Consider the following 18,082-nt stretch of genomic DNA (forward strand, 5'->3'; position numbering starts at 1 on the left):
CATTCGGTTAGCATCCGTCATATCGGTGGGGGGCCGCAGTCACTGGAAGTGCGCACGAACGCGCATTGCCAAAAACGGGGTGCGGAGGACGCCGGTGGGTGGATCGCGGGGATTGGCCGTACACGACGACATAGAGATGTCGTTGCTGTCGGGAGAGCACGCACTGTATGGGGAAGGCAGCCTGCGGGCGGCGCGGCGCTGGTTCGAGACCGCCCATCGGGAGGCCGAACGACACGGCGACGTGGACGGGATGGCGCGGGCGGCGCTCGGGCTGGGTGGGCTGTGGGTGCACGAGCACCGCACGGCCGCCGAGGCGGCCGCGGTGCGCGCGCGCCAGCGCCAGGCTCTGGCGCTGGTCGAGCCGCGCTCCTCACTGGGGTTACGGCTGCGGGTACGGCTGGCCGGCGAGGACGACTACCGCTCTGGAGGGTACGAGGCGATCCTGGCCATGGTCGATGAGGCCAGGCAGGCCGGTGACCCCGTCGCGCTGGCCGAGGCGCTGAGCCTGGCCCACCACTGCGTTCTGGGACCCGAGCACGGCGCCCTGCGCCTGGCGCTGGCCGAGGAGCTGATCGAGCAGGCGCCGCGGACCGGGCGGCGCGGCGATCTGCTGATGGGGCTGCTCTGGCGGACCGTCGACCTGGTGCTGGCCGCCGACCCCCACGCCGAGCGGGCGCTGGTGGAGCTGCGCGGCCTGCTGTCCAGGGAGGACCACCTGGCGGTCGGGTTCGTCGTGGACGCGATGGAGGTCATGCTCGGCATCAGGAGCGGCCGGCTGGCGGAGGCCGAGGCGATGGCCGGAGCCTGCGCCGACCGGGGCGCGGCGGCCGGCGACATCGACAGCGCGGGCTGGTACGCCGGCCAGCTCGCGACCCTCCGTTGGTACCAGGGACGCGCCGCCGAACTCGTCCCCATGCTGGCGGATCTGGTCAACTCGCCGGATCTCAGCGCGGTGGACAGCTCGTTGTGGGCGGTGCTCGCGGTGTCGGCGGCCACCGCGGGGGACCGGCGGCTGGCGGAGGGGGCGCTGGCCCGGCTACGCGTCCGGGACCTGGCGGCGCTGCCCCGCTCCAGCACCTGGCTCATCTCGATGTACGGCGCGGCCGAGGCGGCGTACCTGCTCGGCGACGCCGACACGGCGGCCGAGGTCCATGCCGTGCTCTCCCCGTTCGAGCGGCTGCCCGTCGTCGTCAGCCTGGGTGTCACCTGCCTCGGCTCGGTCCGCCACTCTCTCGGCGTGGCCATGCTGACCTGCGGCGAGACGGACAAGGCGATCGCCTATCTGCGGGCCGCCGTGCACGACAACCTCGCCCTGGGGCACTGGCCCGCCGTCGCGCTCTCCCGCCTGCGGCTCGGCCAGGCCCTGCGCGGGACCGAGGAGTCGCGCAGGGTCCTGGCGCTGGCCCGGCAGGAGGCCGCGTCGCTGGGCATGACGCTGCCCGACGACGGCCCGGCGGCCCCGGCGGAGGTCGTATGCGCGCGCCAGGGCCGCAAGTGGCGGATCGAGCTGGCCGGCCGGACCGTGCTCGTCGACCACATCGTGGGCATGGCCCACCTGGCGACCCTGCTGGCCAACCCCGGCCGCGAGATCCCGGCCGTGGACCTGGCCGCGGGGGCGGCGGCGAGCGAGGCGGCGGAGTCGGCCCAGCCGGTGCTGGACGAGCAGGCCAGGCAGACCTACAAGCGGCGGCTGTCCGGGCTGCAGGCCGAGATCGACGAGCTGGAGACGATGCACGACCTGCAGCGGGCCGCCACGCTGCGGGCCGAGCGCGACTGGCTGATCGACGAGCTGGCCGCCGCCACCGGGCTGGCCGGGCGGGCGCGCCAGTTCGCCGGCAGCGAGGAACGGGCCAGGATCGCCGTGGGCAAGGCCATCAGGCGGGCCCTGGTGCGCATCGGCGAGGCCGACCCGGTCATCGCGGAGCGGCTGCGGTCGGCTGTACAGATGGGGGTGCGATGCAGCTATCACCCAGTGTGACGTGGAACAGCATGGAACTGGATGGAACGCCTAAAAGGTGTATCCACCCTGGACCGTGATCTCACGCTTAGGCGGCCAGTGAGATCACGCCCCCCGGCGGCCCGTGTCCCTGTGCGGGCCGCCGGTTTCATCCCCAAAATGGCGGGATGTCAGGATGAGGGCATGCCGCTCCGCAGCTCCCGCTGGTACTCAGGTCAAGACCGCAACTCCTACATCCATCGCGCCTGGATGCGCCGCGGCCTGCCGGAGGCCGCGTTCGACGGGGACCGGCCGCACATCGCGATCGCCAACACCGCCTCCGACCTCACCCCGTGCAACTCCCATCTCGACGAGGTGGCCGACAGCGTCAAGCAGGGCGTGTGGGCGGCCGGCGGCGTCCCGCTCAACCTGCCCGTCGTCTCCCTCGGCGAGACGAACGTCCGGCCGACCGCGATGCTCTGGCGCAACCTGGCCGCCATGGCCACCGAGGAGATGCTGCGCGCCAACCCGATCGACGGCGTGGTGCTGCTCGGCGGCTGCGACAAGACCATCCCGTCGCTGCTGATGGCCGCCGCATCGGTGGACCTGCCCGCCCTGGTGGTGCCTGGCGGCCCGATGCTGACCGGCCACTTCCGCGGTGTCCCGCTCGGCTGCGGCACCGACGTGTGGCGGCTGAGCGAGGAGGTACGCGCGGGGACGCTCTCCCGCGAGGCGTTCCTCCGCTCCGAGTCGTCCATGATCCGCAGCCGTGGCCACTGCAACACGATGGGCACCGCCTCGACCATGGCCTGCATGGCCGAGGCCCTCGGCATGACCCTCCCCGGCACGGCGGGCACCCCCGCACCCGACAGCAGGCTGCTCGAACGCTCCCACGAGAGCGGCCGGCTCGCCGTCGAGCTGGTACGGCGCGAACTGCGGCCGAGCCAGGTGATGACCAGGGGATCGTTCCTCAACGCGATCGTGACGCTGGCCGCGATCGGCGGCTCCACCAACGCCGTCGTCCACCTGCTGGCCATCGCCGGGCGCCTCGGCGTGGAGCTGGGGCTGGACGACTTCGACCGGACCCGCAGGGGAGTGCCGCTGCTGGTCGACCTGCAGCCCGCGGGCCGGCACCTGATGGACGACCTGTTCAGGGCGGGCGGGCTGACGGCCGTACTGAAGGAGGTCGAGGACCTGCTGGACCCGGCGGCGGTCACCGTCAGCGGCCGGCCGCTCGTGGAACACCTCGCCGAGGCGGAGATCTGGGACGAGAGCGTCATCCGCCGGCGCGCCGACCCGCTGCTGCCCGAGGCCGGGATCGCGGTGCTGCGCGGCAACCTCGCGCCGGACGGCGCGGTGATCAAGCCCGCCGCCGCCTCACCCGAGCTGCTGAACCACCGCGGCCGGGCCGTCGTGTTCGACAGCGTCGAGGATCTCAACGCCCGGCTCGACTCGCCGGACCTGGACGTCGACGAGACCTCGGTCCTGGTGCTGCGCGGCTGCGGGCCCAAGGGCTACCCCGGCATGCCCGAGCTGGGCAACCTGCCGCTGCCCGCGAAACTGCTGGCCAAGGGCGTACGCGACATGGTCCGCATCAGCGACGCCCGGATGAGCGGCACCGCGTACGGCACGGTCGTCCTGCACACCGCGCCCGAGGCGGCGGCCGGCGGGCCGCTCGCGCGGGTGCGGACCGGCGACCCCATCGTGCTGGACGTCGCGGCCAGGCGGCTCTACGTCGACATCCCCGACGCCGAACTGGCCGCCAGGGAACCGGTCGTCAACGGGCACGCCGCCCCGCCCCGCGGCTGGGAGCGCCTGTACGTCGACCACGTCATGCAGGCCGACAAGGGGGCGGACCTGGACTTCCTCACAGGTTCGAGCGGCGATGCCGTGGGCAGGGAATCCCACTGACCTGGAGACCCGCGCGATATCTTGCCTGATACGGGACTAGTGTGATCGTTTGACGGCACGAGGAGGACGAGTGGGCGGCGACATCACCCAGAGCCAAGAGTGGGCGGCACTGGACAAGCACCACGGGGAGCTGGCGGGCAAGCAGCTGCGCGAGCTGTTCGCGGAGGATCCCGGCCGCGCCGAGCGGATGACGCTGACCGCCGGTGACCTCTACCTCGACTACGCCAAGCACCGCGCCACGGACGAGACGATCGACCTGCTCGCCCAGCTGGCCGAGCGAGCCGGGCTGCGCGACCGGATCGCCGCGATGTTCCGGGGCGAGCACATCAACGTCAGCGAGGACCGGGCCGTCCTGCACGTCGCGCTGCGTATGAGCCGGGAGGCCAAGCTGGAGGTCGACGGCCAGGACGTCATCGCCGACGTGCACGCCGTACTCGACAAGATGAGCGCCTTCGCCGACCGGGTCCGCTCCCGTGACTGGACGGGCGCCACCGGGCAGCCGATCACCACCGTGGTCAACATCGGCATCGGCGGCTCCGACCTCGGCCCGGCCATGGCCTACGAGGCGCTGCGCGACTACGCCGACGCCGGCATCGCGGCCAGGTTCGTCTCCAACATCGACCCGGCCGACATCACCGGCAACCTGGCCGGCCTGGACCCGGCGAGCACGCTGGTCGTGGTCAGCTCCAAGACGTTCACCACCTTGGAGACGCTGACCAACGCCAAGGTCGCCCGGCAGTGGCTCGTCGACGCGCTCGGCGAGGACGCCGTGTCGCAGCACTTCGTGGCCGTCTCGACCAACGCCGAGAAGGTCGCCGAGTTCGGCATCGACACCGCCAACATGTTCGGCTTCTGGGACTGGGTCGGCGGCCGCTACTCCTACGACGGCGCCATCGGCCTGTCCCTGATGATCGCGATCGGGCCCGAGCGGTTCCGCGAGATGCTGGCCGGGTTCCGCGCCATGGACCAGCACTTCCGCACCGCGCCGTTCAAGGCCAACATGCCGGTGCTGCTCGGCCTGCTCGGCGTCTGGTACAACGACTTCTTCGGCGCCCAGACCCGGGCCGTCCTGCCCTACAGCCAGCGGCTGCACCGCTTCCCCGCCTACCTGCAGCAGCTCACCATGGAGTCCAACGGCAAGTCCGTACGCGCCGACGGCACGCCCGTCACGACCGACACGGGCGAGATCTTCTGGGGCGAGCCGGGCACCAACGGCCAGCACGCCTTCTACCAGCTGCTGCACCAGGGCACCCGGCTGGTGCCCGCCGACTTCATAGGGTTCGCCGAGCCGTTCGAGGACCGCGAGGGCATGCACGACCTGCTCAACGCGAACCTGTTCGCGCAGACCTCAGCGCTGGCCTTCGGCAAGACGGCCGAGGAGATCGCCGGCGAGGGCACGCCGCCCGACATCGTGCCGCACAAGGTGATGCCCGGCAACCGGCCCACCTCCACGATCCTGGCCACCAAGCTCACCCCGTCCACGCTCGGCCAGCTCGTGGCCCTGTACGAGCACGCGACGTTCGTCGAGGGCACCATCTGGGGCATCGACTCCTTCGACCAGTGGGGCGTCGAGCTGGGCAAGAAGATGGCGCTCGACCTCGCGCCCGCGCTCACCTCGGAGGAGCCACCGACGCACTTCCCGGACGCCTCCACCGAAGGGCTCGTCCGGCGCTACCGCGAGCTGCGCGGAAGGCGGGTCTGAGGTGGGGGCGACCAAGGCCGCGGGCGCGCTCGTCCTGTTCGGCATCACCGGCGACCTCGCGCGCAAGATGGTCCTGCCCGCCCTCTACCAGCTCACCGCCAAGGGCGAGCTCGATCTGCCGATCATCGGCGTGGCCAAGACCGACCTGGACCTCGACGGGCTGCGCGAGCACGCCCGCGCGGCCTGCGGCGGGGCGCGCGACGCGGCGTTCGAGAAGCTGGCGGGCAACCTGCGGCTGGTGGCGGGCGACTACCGCGACCCCACCACCTACACCCGGCTCCGCGAGGAGCTGGAGGGCAAGGGCTTCCTGGTCCATTACCTGGCCGTGCCGCCCGCGCTGTTCTCGGTCGTGGCCGAGGGGCTGGCCGGGGAGGGCCTCAACAGGGACGCCAGGCTCGTCGTGGAGAAGCCGTTCGGCAGCGACCTGGACTCGGCCCGGGGGCTCAACGCCGAGCTGCTGAAGTATTTCGACGAGGACCACCTGCGCCGGGTCGACCACTTCCTGGGCAAGGAGCCGGTCGAGGACCTCATGGTGTTCCGGTTCGCCAACATGCTGGTCGAGCCCATCTGGAACCGCAACTACGTCCGCAGCGTGCAGATCACCATGGCCGAGGACTTCGACGTGGCCGACCGGGGCGCCTTCTACGACGCCAACGGCGCCATCCGCGACGTCGTCCAGAACCACCTGCTGCAACTCCTCGCCATCCTGGCCATGGACCCGCCGCCGTCCAAGGACGCCCGCGCCCAGCTGGACGAGAAGTGGCGGGTGCTGCGCGCCGTCGAGGCCATCAAGCCCGTCGACGTGGTCCGCGGCCAGTACGAGGGCTACCTCGACACCGAGGGCGTCAAGAAGGGTTCGACCACCGAGACGTTCGTCGCGCTGCGCGCCTACATCGAGAACTGGCGATGGGCCGGGGTGCCGTTCTGCATCCGGGCCGGCAAGGCGCTGCCGGTGACCGACCTGGAGATCGTCGCCGAGCTGCGCAAGCCGCCGATCTCGCTGTTCCCGCACGACCCGCACCTGAACCCCAACCTGATCAGGTTCCGGCTGCAGCCCGACGCCGGGGTGACCTTCGACGTGCTGGCCAAGGAGCCCGGCAAGCAACGCACCCGGCAGGTGCCGGTGAGCGTCGACTTCACCAAGGTGCTCGGGCCGATGGAGGCCGCCTACGAGCGGATCCTGGCCGATGCGGTGAGCGGCGATCCGCTGCGGTTCGCCAGGTTCGACCTGGTGGACGAGTCGTGGCGGATCGTCCAGCCGATCCTCGACCTGCCGGACCCGCCGCTGCCGTACGCGAAGGGCACCTGGGGGCCCAAGGCGGCCGAGAAGATCGCGCCCGGCGGGTGGCACGAGATCTCGACCACCTTCGACTGATCCCGCGCGGGCGGGCGGCGATGAGTGGCATTGACGGCGGGGCCGATAGGTCCGACGATCGCAGGCATGCCCCTCATCCCTGTTCCCGCCCACGCGCACACATGGGCGGCAGTCACCCGCGATACCTCCTATGTCTTCGGGGTGGAAACCGGCGACGACACTCGGATTGCGCAGTGGTACTGGGGGCCCCGGTTACCCGCCGGGGCCCTCGGCCAGGTCGCCGAGCACGACCCCGGCTGGATCGTCACCGGCTTCCTCGACCCCGACGACGCGACGGAGATGCTGCCCGTCGACGGCGGCCGCCGCTGGGGCGTGCCCTCGCTCCAGGCCGTCTACGAGGGCGGGGTCCGCTCCGTCGAACTCGGCTTCGAGGACGCCGTCCTCGGTGAGAACGAGGTGGAGGTGGTCCTGCGCGACCACGCCTACGGCCTCCGGGTGGGCCTGCATGTACGGGTCTTCGACGATTGCGACGTCATCGAGCGCTGGGTGGACGTCACCAACGAGTCGGCCGCGCCCCTGCGGCTGCGGCGGCTCGACTCGGGCAGTTGGGTGATCCCCGAACAGGCCGGTTTCCGCTACACCGGCGCCGCCGGAGGCTGGGGCCGCGAGACTCGGCTCCAAAGCGGCGAGCTGCCGGCGGGGGAGACCACCTTCGGCAGCAGGACCGGCACCACCTCGCACAAGGCCAACCCGTGGATCATGCTCGGCGACGCCACCGAGGACACCGGCGACCTCTGGACCGTCGCGCTCGCCTGGAGCGGCTCGTGGCGGATCACCACGCAGCGCCGCCCCGAGGGCGACGTCGCGGTGAGCGCCGGATTCGGCCACGAGGGCCTGACCTGGCCACTCGGTCCCGGCCAGTCGCTGCGCACCCCCTCCGCGCTCGGCCTGCACACCTCCGGCGGCTACGGCGCGGCCAGCCGGGCCTGGCACGACTACGCCCGCAAGCACGTCCTGCCCAGACCCGAAGAGGAACGGCCGGTCCTGTACAACTCGTGGGAGGCCACCGGGTTCGACGTCACCGAGGCCGGCCAGCTGGACCTGGCCCGCCGGGCGGCCGACCTCGGCGTGGAGCTGTTCGTGGTGGACGATGGCTGGTTCGGCGCCCGCACCGATGACACGCGCGGGCTCGGCGACTGGTGGCCCAACCCCGAGCGCTTTCCGCACGGCCTGCGGTCGCTCTTCCAGGGCGTACGCGACCTGGGCCTGCTCGCCGGGCTCTGGGTCGAGCCCGAGATGGTCAACCCCGACAGCGACCTGTACCGCAAGAACCCCGACTGGGTGCTGCACTACCCGGAACGCCGCCGCGACACCATGCGCAACCAGCTCGTGCTCAACTACGCCCGCGACGACGTGCGCGAGTGGGCGCTCGGCTGGCTCGACCAGCTCGTCCGCGAGTACGGCCTGGACTACCTCAAATGGGACATGAACCGCAGCTTCAGCCAGGCAGGTTGGGCCGAGGGCGGCGACCTGCTCTGGATCGAGCACACCAGGGGCGTCTACGCGATCATGGACGAGCTGCGCGGGTGCCATCCGGGGCTCCGCATCGAGTCGTGCTCGGGCGGTGGCGGCCGGGCCGATTTCGGCATGCTCCGCCGTACGGACCAGGTGTGGACCTCCGACAACACCGACGCCCGCGACCGGCAGGTGATCCAGCGGGGCTTCTCCTTCCTCTACCCGGCCGGCGCCATGTCGTGCTGGGTGACCGACAGCCCCAACCCCCTCACCAACCGGGAGGTGCCGCTGCGCTACCGCTTCCACGTGGCCATGGCGGGCACGCTCGGCGTCGGCGGCGACCTCACCCGTTGGAGCGCCGCGGAGCTCGACGAGGCCAGGCGGCTCATCGCCGACTACAAGGCGGTCCGCCCAGTGATCCAGCACGGCGCGCTGCACCGGCTGGCCGGTAGGCCCGGTGAGACCGCCTCCGCCGCCCAGTACACGCTCGGCGACCAGGTGGTCGTGCTCGCCTACAACCCGTTCGCGCTGGACAAGCAGCCGCCCCGGCGGCTCCGGCTGGCCGGGCTCGACCCGTCGGCCGTCTACGAGGGGCCCGGCGGCTCCTGGTACGGCGCCACGCTGATGCACCACGGCCTCACCCTGCCCACGTGGTTCCACTCCGGCGCCGACTACCGCAGCGAGATGGTGGTGTTGCGGCGGGTCTAGGGCCAGCATGTGGGGATGGACATCATGGAATTAGTCGAACGCGCGAAGGACTCCGCGACCGTCAAGCGGGTCTTCGGCGACCCGATCCAGCAGGACGGCGTCACGGTCATCCCCGTCGCCCGGGTCGTCCAGGGCGGCGGCGGAGGAATGGGCAGGCAGGAAGTCTCCGTGGATCCGGACGCCGCGCCCGGCGGCGAAGGCAGCGGCGGCGGATTCGGTCTCAGCGCCACTCCCGCCGGGGTGTTCGTGGTCAAGGACGGCGACGTCCGCTGGCAGCCGGCGGTCGACGTCAACCGCATCGTCATCGGCGGCCAGATCGTGGCCGTCGTGCTGCTGCTGACCATCCGATCGATCCTCAAGAAAAGCCGCAAGAGCTGATTTTTGCCTGTTTTTAGTAGCGTGAGCGTCATGACCTCTGTGACGCAAGTGCTGGCTTTCGGCGGTGTGGTGATGCTCGGGGCCATGTCCCCAGGGCCCGACTTCGCCGTCGTCGTACGGCGCTCGGCGATCTCCGGTCGCCTGTACGGCATGGCGGCGGCCCTGGGCATCTCGATCGGCGTGTTCGCCTGGGTGGTGGCCGCGGCGACCGGCGTCGCCGCGCTGCTGGCGGCCTCGGCGATGGCGTTCACCGTGGTCAAGGTCCTCGGGGCCGCCTACCTGCTGTTCCTGGGCGTCAAGGCATGGCGCGCCGCCCTGCGCAAGGGCGGCGGGCTGGAGCTGGAGTCGCTGGACCCGGGGAAGCGGAGCGCGTGGGCGGCCTTCGTCGAGGGACTGCTGACGAACGCGCTCAACCCCAAGGCGGCGCTGTTCTTCGTGGCGCTCGTGCCGCAGTTCGTCAGCGAGGGCGCGTCCCTGGGCGACACGCTAACGCTGTCGGTCATCGCGCTGGCGCTGACCGTGCTGTGGTTCCTCCTGGTGGCCAACATCGTGGGAGCGCTGCGCAAGGTCTTCGCCAGGCCGGCGGTACGGAAGGCGGTCGACGGGCTGACGGGCGCGGCCCTCATCGCCCTCGGCGTCAACCTGGCCGCCGCCAGCCGCCCATAGCCCTTCGAGACAGCCGGTCTATGGGACGGCGGCTTTATGAGGCTTTATGAGACGGTGACGCCCAGTAGGTGGCCCAGGCCGAACGTCACGGCGGCGGCCCCAGCGCCCAGCGCGAGCTGGCGCAGGCCGCCCAGCCACCACGGGCGGGCCGTCATCCGCGCCACCGCCGCACCGAACACGAACAGCGCCACCAGGCTCAGCACCAGCGCCACCGCCAGCCCCGACGCCCCGAACAGGAACGGCGCCAGCGGCACCACCGCCCCGGCCGCGAACGCGCAGAACGACGACCCGGCCGCGAGGTACGGCGACGGCAGATCGTCGGGATCGACGCCCAGCTCCTCACGCACATGCACCCGCAACGCCTGCTCGGGATCCGCCGACAGCCCGGCCGCCACCCGCGCCGCCAGGTCGGCGTCCAGGCCGCGGGCCCGGTAGATCGCGGTCAGCTCGGCCAGCTCGCCTTCGGGGTCGCGGGCCAGCTCGCGGCGCTCCACGGCGATCTCGGCCCGCATCAGCTCCGTCTGCGACTTCACGGAGGTGTACTCACCCGCCGCCATCGAGCACGCGCCTGCGATCAACCCCGCGAACCCGGCGAGCACCGCCCCACGGCCCGCCCCCGCCGCCCCGACGACTCCGGCGATCAATGCGAAATTGGACACCAGTCCATCCATCGCCCCGAACACCGCCGGCCGCAACCAGCCACCGGTCACGTCGCGATGGCTGTGGTGCCTCTCGGGAGAGTACGGTCGGTCGAGCTCGATGGTCATGAAAAATCCTCCGCCTCAATAACGCCTTAGTACGAAATTTAGGCAGATGTCACGATGATCCGCAACGAAGGGGAGGCTTCCCTGACCTGCGACGAAGCAGCAGGCTGCGAACAAGTGTGCGGGTGTCGCGGAGGGCCGGGCGGGCGTGCGAGACTCGGCCCTATGACCCGTGGGTCGAGGTGCTGGAGCTGGGAGCGGGCGGCTACGAGGTGACCGCTCGGGCTGGGGCGGGGGAGAAGGTGGCGATCTCCGATCCGTTCGCCGCGTCCTTCGACCCGGCATGCCTGCTCGACTCCTGATTCGATCCGCTGGGGAAGCGTGGCGCATCCCCAGGGGCCGGGTCAGACAGAGGTCAGATGCGGACAGGGGTGGCTGGCTCCGGGGCGGTGTGGGTGTCGATGCCGCGGATCAGGGCCTCGCAGTCCGCGATGGCGCCTGTCAGCAGGTCGCGCAGCAGGGTGTCCGGGTCCGGGATGCAGGCCTGGACGATGCCCACCACCGAGAGCTGCACCGCGTTCGGCGCCGCGTACCGGCGGAAGCCCTTCTCCGTGATCCGGGCCGCCCGGCTGAAGCGCCTGGCCTGCTCCGCCGCGTGCGGGACCAGCGCCATCGCCAGCTGGCTCTCCTCGCTCAGCGGGACCGTGCTGAACCGGCCGGACGGGACGCCGTCGAGCCTGGCCAGCATCTCCTCGGCCGCCAGCACCGACACCGCGAGTGCCAGCTGACGCTCGGCCGCCGAGACCGGCAGCGCCGTCGTCGCGCACCGCAGCGCGATCCGGGCGTCCACCCGGAGGTCGTCGGCGTTCAGGTCGATGATCGAGGGAACGAGACCCACGAGGCGGGCCCGGTTCGCGTCGCTGGTGTTGTCGTTGACCAAGCGGGCGAGCGCGGCCAGCAGTGGGTGCGTGCAGGCCGGGTGGTCGCTCCACCGCTCTCCGGCTAGGTAGGACGCCAGTTCCATGAAGCAGGCGCCGCGCTTCGGGTTGCGATGCCTGCCGCGTGACAGAACCGGCATGTGATCAAGCTGATTGTCCACGGGGTGCTCCACTGCTCCACGGGATGCTGCTCTACGGGATCGCCGTCTTTCCAGTCTGCGCTGATAACAGCAACAACGCCAGTGATGGGGGATTTTGCCTCCCCTGGAGCCTGCCCGGCGGGCGCGGGCGCACACCTGAGGTAACAGGGATGCCACCTTTGTGGATCAGTTCGACCGCCCGAAGGCTCTGAAATTATTCTTTAGTTCATCGTCAAGTCTTGAAAGTTATAACCGCGAACGATTGAGTTCGGTCGTGCAGACCCTCCGCTACGCGGCCGTCGCGGCCGCGCTCGTCTTAGGGATCGCCGCCCCCGCGCAGGCCGATCCCCAACCCCCTGTCGAAGACGCGCTGAAGGCGTCGTCCTATCCGCCGCCCTCCACGCTGCTGACCCAGGCCGTCACCGGCAAGCAGCTGGAGACGGCCAAGAAGACCCGGCCGGTGGCTCCCGGCATCTCGCTGACCTCGTTCGATCGCTACGACGAGCTCGGCTGGCTGCGGGCCGACGCCGTCACCGCCGACCTGGGCGCCGCGAAGGCCGACTACGTCTACTCCGGCGAGGTGTCCAAGACCGAGCCGCTGTCCGGGCCCGCCAAGCGCGCCCACGCCGTCGCGGCCGTCAACGGCGACTTCTTCGACATCAACAGCTCGGGCGCCGCCCTGGGCATCGGTATCCAGAACGGCTCACTCATCCAGTCGCCCGCCTCCGGCCATGACAAGGCCGTCGCGGTCAGTGGCGACGGCCTTGGGCGGGTGCTGAGGATGTACTTCGAGGGCACCGCCACCCCCGCGGGCGGCGCGCCGATCACCCTGACCCAGTTCAACCAGATCGTCCAGGCGGGCGGGGTCGGCCTGTTCACGCCGCTGTGGGGCTCCTACAACCGGGCCCGCGCCGTCGAGGGCGCCACCGCCGTGACCGAGATCGAGCTGGTCGACGGCGTGGTCTCGGCGGTACGCCAGGCGCCGGGCACCGGCCCGATCCCGGCGGGCACCACGATCCTGCTCGGCCGCGACGCCGCGGCCGCCACGCTGGCCGGGCTCAAGCAAGGCGACAAGGTCGATGTGAAGTACCAGCCGAAGTCGTCGGACGGCAACGCCGTCAAGGCGGCGGTCGGCGGCAACTACGTCCTGGTCAAGGACGGCGCCGTGCAGAGCTCCACCGACCCGGCCGCGCACCCGCGCACCGCGGTCGGCTTCTCGGCCGACGGCAGGAAGATGTACCTGCTCACCGTCGACGGCCGCCAGGCCGACAGCCGCGGCGTCACGCTCAACGAGCTGGCCGCCATGATGGTCGACCTCGGCGCCGCGAACGCGCTCAACCTCGACGGCGGCGGCTCCTCCACGATGCTCGCCCGAGAGCCGGGCTCCGCCGACGTCCAGGTCGAGAACAGCCCGTCAGACGGCGGCGAGCGTCACGTGCCGAACGGCCTGGCCCTGTTCGCCCCCGAGGGCAGCGGCAAGCTCAAGGGCTTCTGGCTGGAGACGGCCGGCGACCCCGACAAGGCGCCCGGCGCCGCACCCATCGCCGGTGGCCGCCCCGACCGGGTCTTCCCCGGCCTCACACGGCGGCTGACCGCCGCCGGATACGACGAGACGTACGGCCCGGCGGCCGGTACCCCGTCCTGGCGCGCCGAGCCGATGGTGCACGGCGTCGTCCGCGACGGCAAGTTCCACGCCCTGGTCCCCGGCCAGACGACGGTTACCGCCTCCCGTGGCGCCGCCAAGGGCACGCTCCAGCTCACCGTGCTCCAGCCGCTGAAGCGGCTCGGCGCCACCGTGGACCGGGTCGGCCTGGCCGGCGCGGACGCCACGGCCACCTTCGGCGTCGTCGGCTACGACCACAACGGCAACACCGCGCCCATCGAACCGGCCGACCTCACGCTCGACTACGACCACGACGCATTCGAGGTGACGCCCGCCGACCAGGGCTACTTCACCGTCAAGTCCAAGAAGGCGACCACGTCCGGCCTGATCACCGCCAAGGTAGGCAAGATCAGCACCGCCGTGCCCGTCACCGTGGGCTTCGAGGACAAGCCGGTCGCCGACTTCGAGAATGCGGCCCAGTGGAGCTTCGCCGCCGCCCGGGCCACCGGCTCGCTGTCGGCCGCGCCTGGCCAGAGCGGGGGCGGGCTCAAGCTGTCGTACGACTTCACCCAGTCCACCGCGACCCGCGCCGCCTACGCCAGCCCGCCGCAGCAGATCGAGGTGGCGGGGCAGCCGCAGGCGTTCGGCCTGTGGATCAACTCCACCGGCAAGGGCGAGTGGCCCAGCCTGGAGTTCTACGACGGCCAGGGGCAGTCGCAGATCCTGCGCGGCCCGTACATGACCTGGACCGGCTGGAAGTACGTCGAGTTCGCCGTGCCGCCCGGCGTCACCTACCCGCTCAAGCTGCGGCGCTTCTACGTGGCCGAGACCAAGACCGACGCGAAGTACACCAACGACATCCTCATCGACGGCCTGGTGGCCAAGGTGCCGCCGTCGGTGACGGCGCCGACCGCCCAGAAGGTCGCCGACCCGGTCGTCAAGCCCGAAGTGGCCAAGATGCCGTGGCGGTTCGCCGTCATGTCGGACGCCCAGTTCGTGGCCCGCGACCCGGACAGCGACATCGTCAAGAACGCCCGCCGCACGCTCCAGGAGATCAAGGCCGCCAAGCCCGACTTCCTGCTGATCAACGGTGACCTGGTGGACGAGGCGTCGCCCGAGGACTTCGCGCTGGCCAAGAAGATCCTCGACGAGGAGCTCGGCGGGACGCTGCCGTACCACTACATCCCCGGTAACCACGAGGTGATGGGCGGCAAGATCGACAACTTCAAGGCCGTCTTCGGCGACACGTACCAGACCTTCGACCACAAGGGCACGCGGTTCGTCACGCTGGACACCTCGCGGCTGAACCTGCGGGGCGGCGGCTTCGACCAGGTCGCGCTGCTCCGGGCCCAGCTCGACGCGGCGGCTCGGGACGCGTCCGTCGGCTCGGTGGCGGTGCTGTTCCACGTGCCGCCGCGCGACCCCACGCCCGGCAAGGGAAGTCAGCTCGGCGACCGCAAGGAGGCCGCGCTTGTCGAGGGCTGGCTGGCGGACTTCCAGCGGACCACCGGCAAGGGCGCCGCCTACATCGGGGGCCACGTCGGCACCTTCAACGCCTCGCACGTCGACGCGGTGCCGTACTTCATCAACGGCAACTCCGGCAAGAACCCGGCCACTGCGGCCGACGACGGCGGCTTCACCGGCTGGTCGCTGTGGGGCGTGGACCCGGTCACCGCGCAGGAGGCGGAGCACGTCAAGCGCAACTGGTTCGCCGACGCGCCCAGCTGGCTCGGCGCCCAGGTACGGCCGCACGTGGACGACCTCGCGCTCGCGGCCCCCGCCGCCGTGCAGGTCGGCAAGGCGGTGGCCGTGACGGCGACGGTCAAGCAGGGCACCCGGGTGGTGCCCGCCGCCTACCCGGTGTCCGTGGCGTGGTCGGGCTCGCCGAACCTGCACATCGGATCGCGGCAGAGCGCCAAGCCCTGGGACGTCGCCGTGCTCGACCCCGCGACGGGGACGTTCACCGCGCTGCGTAAGGGCCAGGTGACCGTCGCGCTGACGGTCAGCGGCGTCACCCGCCAGGCGACGATCGCGCTGACGGCCAACGCGGCCGCCTGACACAACAGGCGACTGACACACGGCGGTGGGGGTCACCACACCCGGCCCCCGCCGCCGGACACAATGGAGGTCATGACGGACCTCGTCGAGACCATCGAACGGCTCGAACTGGTCGACCACCACGTCCACGGAGCCACCGCGCACGACCTGACGCGCACCGCGTTCGAGGAGCTGATCACCGAGTCGGACCGGCCGGTGCCGCACTGGATGACCCAGTTCGACTCCCAGGTCGGCCACGCGATCCTGCGCCACTGCGCGCCCGTGCTCGGCCTCGACCCGCACCCCACGCCCGAGGAATACCTGGCCAGGAGGGCCAGGCTGGGCGCGGCCGAGGTCAACGGGCGGCTGCTGGCGGCCTCCGGCGTGGGGCACTTCCTAGTCGAGACCGGCTACCGGGGCGAGGAGATCCTCAGCCCGGCGGGCATGGCCGAGGTCAGCGGCCGGCCCGCCGACGAGATCGTCCGCCTGGAGTCGGTGGCCGAGCAGGTCGCCGAGGGTGAGGCGGCCGGGTTCGCCGACCGGTTCGGCGAGGCGCTTCATGAGCGCACCCGTACGGCCCGCGGCCTGAAGACCATCGCCGCCTACCGCCACGGCCTCGACTTCGACCCCGCGCGGCCCGGCCCGGCCGAGGTCGCCGAGGCGGCCGGCCGGTGGCAGGAGGAGGGCGGGCGGCTCCGTGACCCGGTGCTGCTGCGCCACGTCATCTGGGCCGGCATCGAGCGCGGGCTGCCCCTGCAGTTCCACACCGGGTTCGGCGACCCCGACCTCGACCTGCGCCGATGCGACCCGCTGCTGCTGCGCGGGCTGATCGAGCTGGCCGAGCCGACGGGGGTGCCGCTGCTGTTGCTGCACTGCTACCCGTACCAGCGCCATGCCGGGTTCCTCGCCCACGCCTATCCGAACGTCTACTTCGACGTGGGCCTGGGCGTCACCTACACGGGGGCGCGCGGCGCCGAAGTGGTCGCGGAGAGCCTGGAGCTGGCGCCGTTCGCCAAGATCCTCTTCTCGTCGGACGCATGGGGGCCTGCTGAGCTGCACCATCTCGGGGCCGAGCTGTGGCGGCGGGCGATGGCGCGGGTGCTCGGCGGCCTGGTGGCCGACGGCGAGTGGTCGGCCGCCCAGGCGGTGCGCGTGGCGACCATGGTCGGGGCCGAGAACGCCCGCCGCGTGTACGACCTGGGCCCGGCCGGGTGAGGACGGCGGCTAATTGGGCACCGGGGAAAGGAGGTTGACGAGAATGGAGTGACGAGAGGAGTACATGAGTGAGCCCGGGGGAACTGCTGCGCGAGGCGCTACTCGACGAACTGCCCGCCGCCGTGAAGCTCAGGCGGGAGCTGCACGCGCAGCCGTGCGTGTCCGGGGAGGAGGGGCCGACGCTCAAACGCGTGCTCGACGCGCTGTCGGGCGGCCTCGTGGAGTACGTGGCGGGCACCGGCGCCGTGATCAGGATCGGCTCTCCCGGCCCCGCGGTCGGCGTGCGCGGCGAGCTCGACGCGCTGCCGATCGCCGAGCGCACCAGCGTTCCGTGGGCCGCCACCAGCGGCGCCATGCACGCCTGCGGTCACGACGTGCATCTGGCCGCCGTCGTCGCGCTGGCCCGCGCGGTGGCCAAGGTCCGCGCCGTCGTGGACGCCGGGGTGGAGGAGGCCGGGGATCCGGGCTCGACGGGGCTGTCCGCCTGGAGCTGGGACGAGATCGCGCCGCTGGTCGTGGTGCTGCAGCCGCGCGAGGAGACCTACCCCTCCGGCGCCTTCGACGTGGTCGAGTCCGGCGTGCTCGACCGGCACCAGGTGCGCGCCATGATCGGCGCGCACGTCCAGCCCGTGCTCGCCGCCGGCGTGGTGTCCTGCACGCCGGGGGCGGTCAACGCCTCGGCCGACGAGTTCGAGCTGACCGTCAGGGGCGCCGAGGGCCACGCCGCCTACCCCCACCTGGCCCGCGACCCCGTCGTGGCCATGTCCCAGATCATCGTGGCCGCCCAGCAGATGGTCAGCCGCGCCGCCGACCCCATGGTGCCCACGGTGGTCACGTTCGGCATGGTCAACGCGGGTACGGCGCCGAACGCCATCCCCGGCGAGGCCGTGGCCAGGGGGACACTGCGGACCATGTCCGAGTCGTGGCGCCGCGGCCTGCACGACCGGTTCACCCAGCTGGTCGAGGACGTGGCCAGGGCGCACGGTTGCCACGGCGAGGTGCGGGTCCTGCCGGGGGAGCCGGTGCTGGCCAACGACCCGGCGCTGGCCGTACAGACCGGGGAACTGCTGCGGCACCAGGGATGGACGGTCACCGAGGAGCTGCGCTCGTGCGGCGCGGACGACTTCGCGGCCTACGCGTCGGTGATGCCGTCGCTGATGATGTTCGTGGGCGTCGACACGGCCGCCGGGCTGCACAGCCCGGAGTTCCTGCCGGGGGACGACGGCGTGGCGGCCACGGCGGAGGCGCTGCTGGCCGGATATCTCACGGCGGGGGGCCGGCCGGCCCGCGCGAGATGACGCCGCTGTCCGACTG

13 protein-coding genes are annotated in these 18,082 nt (G+C 71.7%); 11 read left to right on the forward strand and 2 right to left on the reverse strand.

All coding sequences use genetic code 11. The annotated features are described in order from the left end of the window. Positions 1-94 precede the first annotated feature (94 nt). From ACIBO2_RS30060 to ACIBO2_RS30090, 7 genes are all read left to right on the forward strand, one after another. The gene (locus tag ACIBO2_RS30060; RefSeq protein ID WP_397301110.1) at positions 95-1,978 is read left to right on the forward strand and encodes a hypothetical protein; all 1,884 of its coding nucleotides are present in this window, start codon (positions 95-97) and stop codon (positions 1,976-1,978) included. Between the two features lie 162 nt (positions 1,979-2,140). Continuing rightward, positions 2,141-3,847 (forward strand): IlvD/Edd family dehydratase, encoded by a 1,707-nt coding sequence (locus ACIBO2_RS30065; RefSeq protein WP_397301113.1) that lies wholly within the window; start codon positions 2,141-2,143, stop codon positions 3,845-3,847. Between the two features lie 70 nt (positions 3,848-3,917). Continuing rightward, a complete protein-coding gene (pgi, locus tag ACIBO2_RS30070) occupies positions 3,918-5,549 on the forward strand; it encodes a glucose-6-phosphate isomerase (protein WP_358542466.1) in 1,632 nt (543 codons plus the stop codon). Position 5,550: 1 nt separating this feature from the next. Continuing rightward, positions 5,551-6,924: a glucose-6-phosphate dehydrogenase gene (gene zwf / locus ACIBO2_RS30075; protein WP_358542469.1), complete on the forward strand. Its 1,374-nt coding sequence runs from the start codon at positions 5,551-5,553 to the stop codon at positions 6,922-6,924. Between the two features lie 66 nt (positions 6,925-6,990). Continuing rightward, on the forward strand, positions 6,991-9,087 hold the full coding sequence (locus ACIBO2_RS30080) for an alpha-galactosidase (RefSeq protein ID WP_397301117.1): 2,097 nt from the start codon (positions 6,991-6,993) through the stop codon (positions 9,085-9,087). A gap of 24 nt (positions 9,088-9,111) precedes the next feature. Continuing rightward, positions 9,112-9,465: a spore germination protein GerW family protein gene (locus tag ACIBO2_RS30085; RefSeq protein WP_358542474.1), complete on the forward strand. Its 354-nt coding sequence runs from the start codon at positions 9,112-9,114 to the stop codon at positions 9,463-9,465. Between the two features lie 30 nt (positions 9,466-9,495). Then, complete coding sequence (locus tag ACIBO2_RS30090) at positions 9,496-10,131, forward strand: LysE family translocator (RefSeq protein WP_358542476.1); 636 nt, start codon at positions 9,496-9,498, stop codon at positions 10,129-10,131. A gap of 44 nt (positions 10,132-10,175) precedes the next feature. Here ACIBO2_RS30090 and ACIBO2_RS30095 read toward each other — a convergent pair whose 3' ends face one another. Beyond that, a complete protein-coding gene (locus tag ACIBO2_RS30095; RefSeq protein ID WP_397301121.1) occupies positions 10,176-10,898 on the reverse strand; it encodes a VIT1/CCC1 transporter family protein in 723 nt (240 codons plus the stop codon). A gap of 116 nt (positions 10,899-11,014) precedes the next feature. Between ACIBO2_RS30095 and ACIBO2_RS30100 the strand changes: the two genes are divergently transcribed. Further along, positions 11,015-11,197, forward strand: coding sequence for a hypothetical protein (locus ACIBO2_RS30100; protein WP_358542481.1), 183 nt, complete (start codon positions 11,015-11,017; stop codon positions 11,195-11,197). A gap of 53 nt (positions 11,198-11,250) precedes the next feature. On the opposite strand, the gene ACIBO2_RS30105 is transcribed toward ACIBO2_RS30100, so the two are convergent. Continuing rightward, positions 11,251-11,913: a hypothetical protein gene (locus ACIBO2_RS30105; RefSeq protein WP_358542484.1), complete on the reverse strand. Its 663-nt coding sequence runs from the start codon at positions 11,911-11,913 to the stop codon at positions 11,251-11,253. A gap of 274 nt (positions 11,914-12,187) precedes the next feature. Between ACIBO2_RS30105 and ACIBO2_RS30110 the strand changes: the two genes are divergently transcribed. The 3 genes from ACIBO2_RS30110 (at position 12,188) to ACIBO2_RS30120 (ending at position 18,066) form a co-directional block, all read left to right on the forward strand. Beyond that, the gene (locus ACIBO2_RS30110; protein WP_358542486.1) at positions 12,188-15,574 is read left to right on the forward strand and encodes a phosphodiester glycosidase family protein; all 3,387 of its coding nucleotides are present in this window, start codon (positions 12,188-12,190) and stop codon (positions 15,572-15,574) included. Positions 15,575-15,646: 72 nt separating this feature from the next. After that, entirely contained in the window at positions 15,647-16,768 is a 1,122-nt protein-coding gene (locus ACIBO2_RS30115) for an amidohydrolase family protein (protein WP_358542489.1), read from the forward strand. 68 nt (positions 16,769-16,836) lie between these two features. Beyond that, on the forward strand, positions 16,837-18,066 hold the full coding sequence (locus tag ACIBO2_RS30120) for a M20 family metallopeptidase (protein WP_358542492.1): 1,230 nt from the start codon (positions 16,837-16,839) through the stop codon (positions 18,064-18,066). The last annotated feature ends 16 nt before the right edge of the window (positions 18,067-18,082 follow it).

It is taken from the genome of Nonomuraea sp. NPDC050022 (assembly GCF_044460705.1).
In the GTDB taxonomy this organism is placed as follows: Bacteria; Actinomycetota; Actinomycetes; order Streptosporangiales; family Streptosporangiaceae; genus Nonomuraea.

What these genes read in the sequence shown, in the direction of transcription:
- ACIBO2_RS30065 (WP_397301113.1), top strand. Translation starts at nt 2,141, where the DNA reads ATGCCGCTCCGCAGCTCCCGCTGGTACTCAGGTCAAGACCGCAACTCC.
- ACIBO2_RS30080 (WP_397301117.1), top strand. Translation starts at nt 6,991, where the DNA reads ATGCCCCTCATCCCTGTTCCCGCCCACGCGCACACATGGGCGGCAGTC.
- ACIBO2_RS30085 (WP_358542474.1), top strand. Translation starts at nt 9,112, where the DNA reads ATGGAATTAGTCGAACGCGCGAAGGACTCCGCGACCGTCAAGCGGGTC.
- ACIBO2_RS30090 (WP_358542476.1), top strand. Translation starts at nt 9,496, where the DNA reads ATGACCTCTGTGACGCAAGTGCTGGCTTTCGGCGGTGTGGTGATGCTC.
- ACIBO2_RS30095 (WP_397301121.1), bottom strand. Translation starts at nt 10,898, where the DNA reads ATGACCATCGAGCTCGACCGACCGTACTCTCCCGAGAGGCACCACAGC.
- ACIBO2_RS30105 (WP_358542484.1), bottom strand. Translation starts at nt 11,913, where the DNA reads ATGCCGGTTCTGTCACGCGGCAGGCATCGCAACCCGAAGCGCGGCGCC.
- ACIBO2_RS30115 (WP_358542489.1), top strand. Translation starts at nt 15,647, where the DNA reads ATGACGGACCTCGTCGAGACCATCGAACGGCTCGAACTGGTCGACCAC.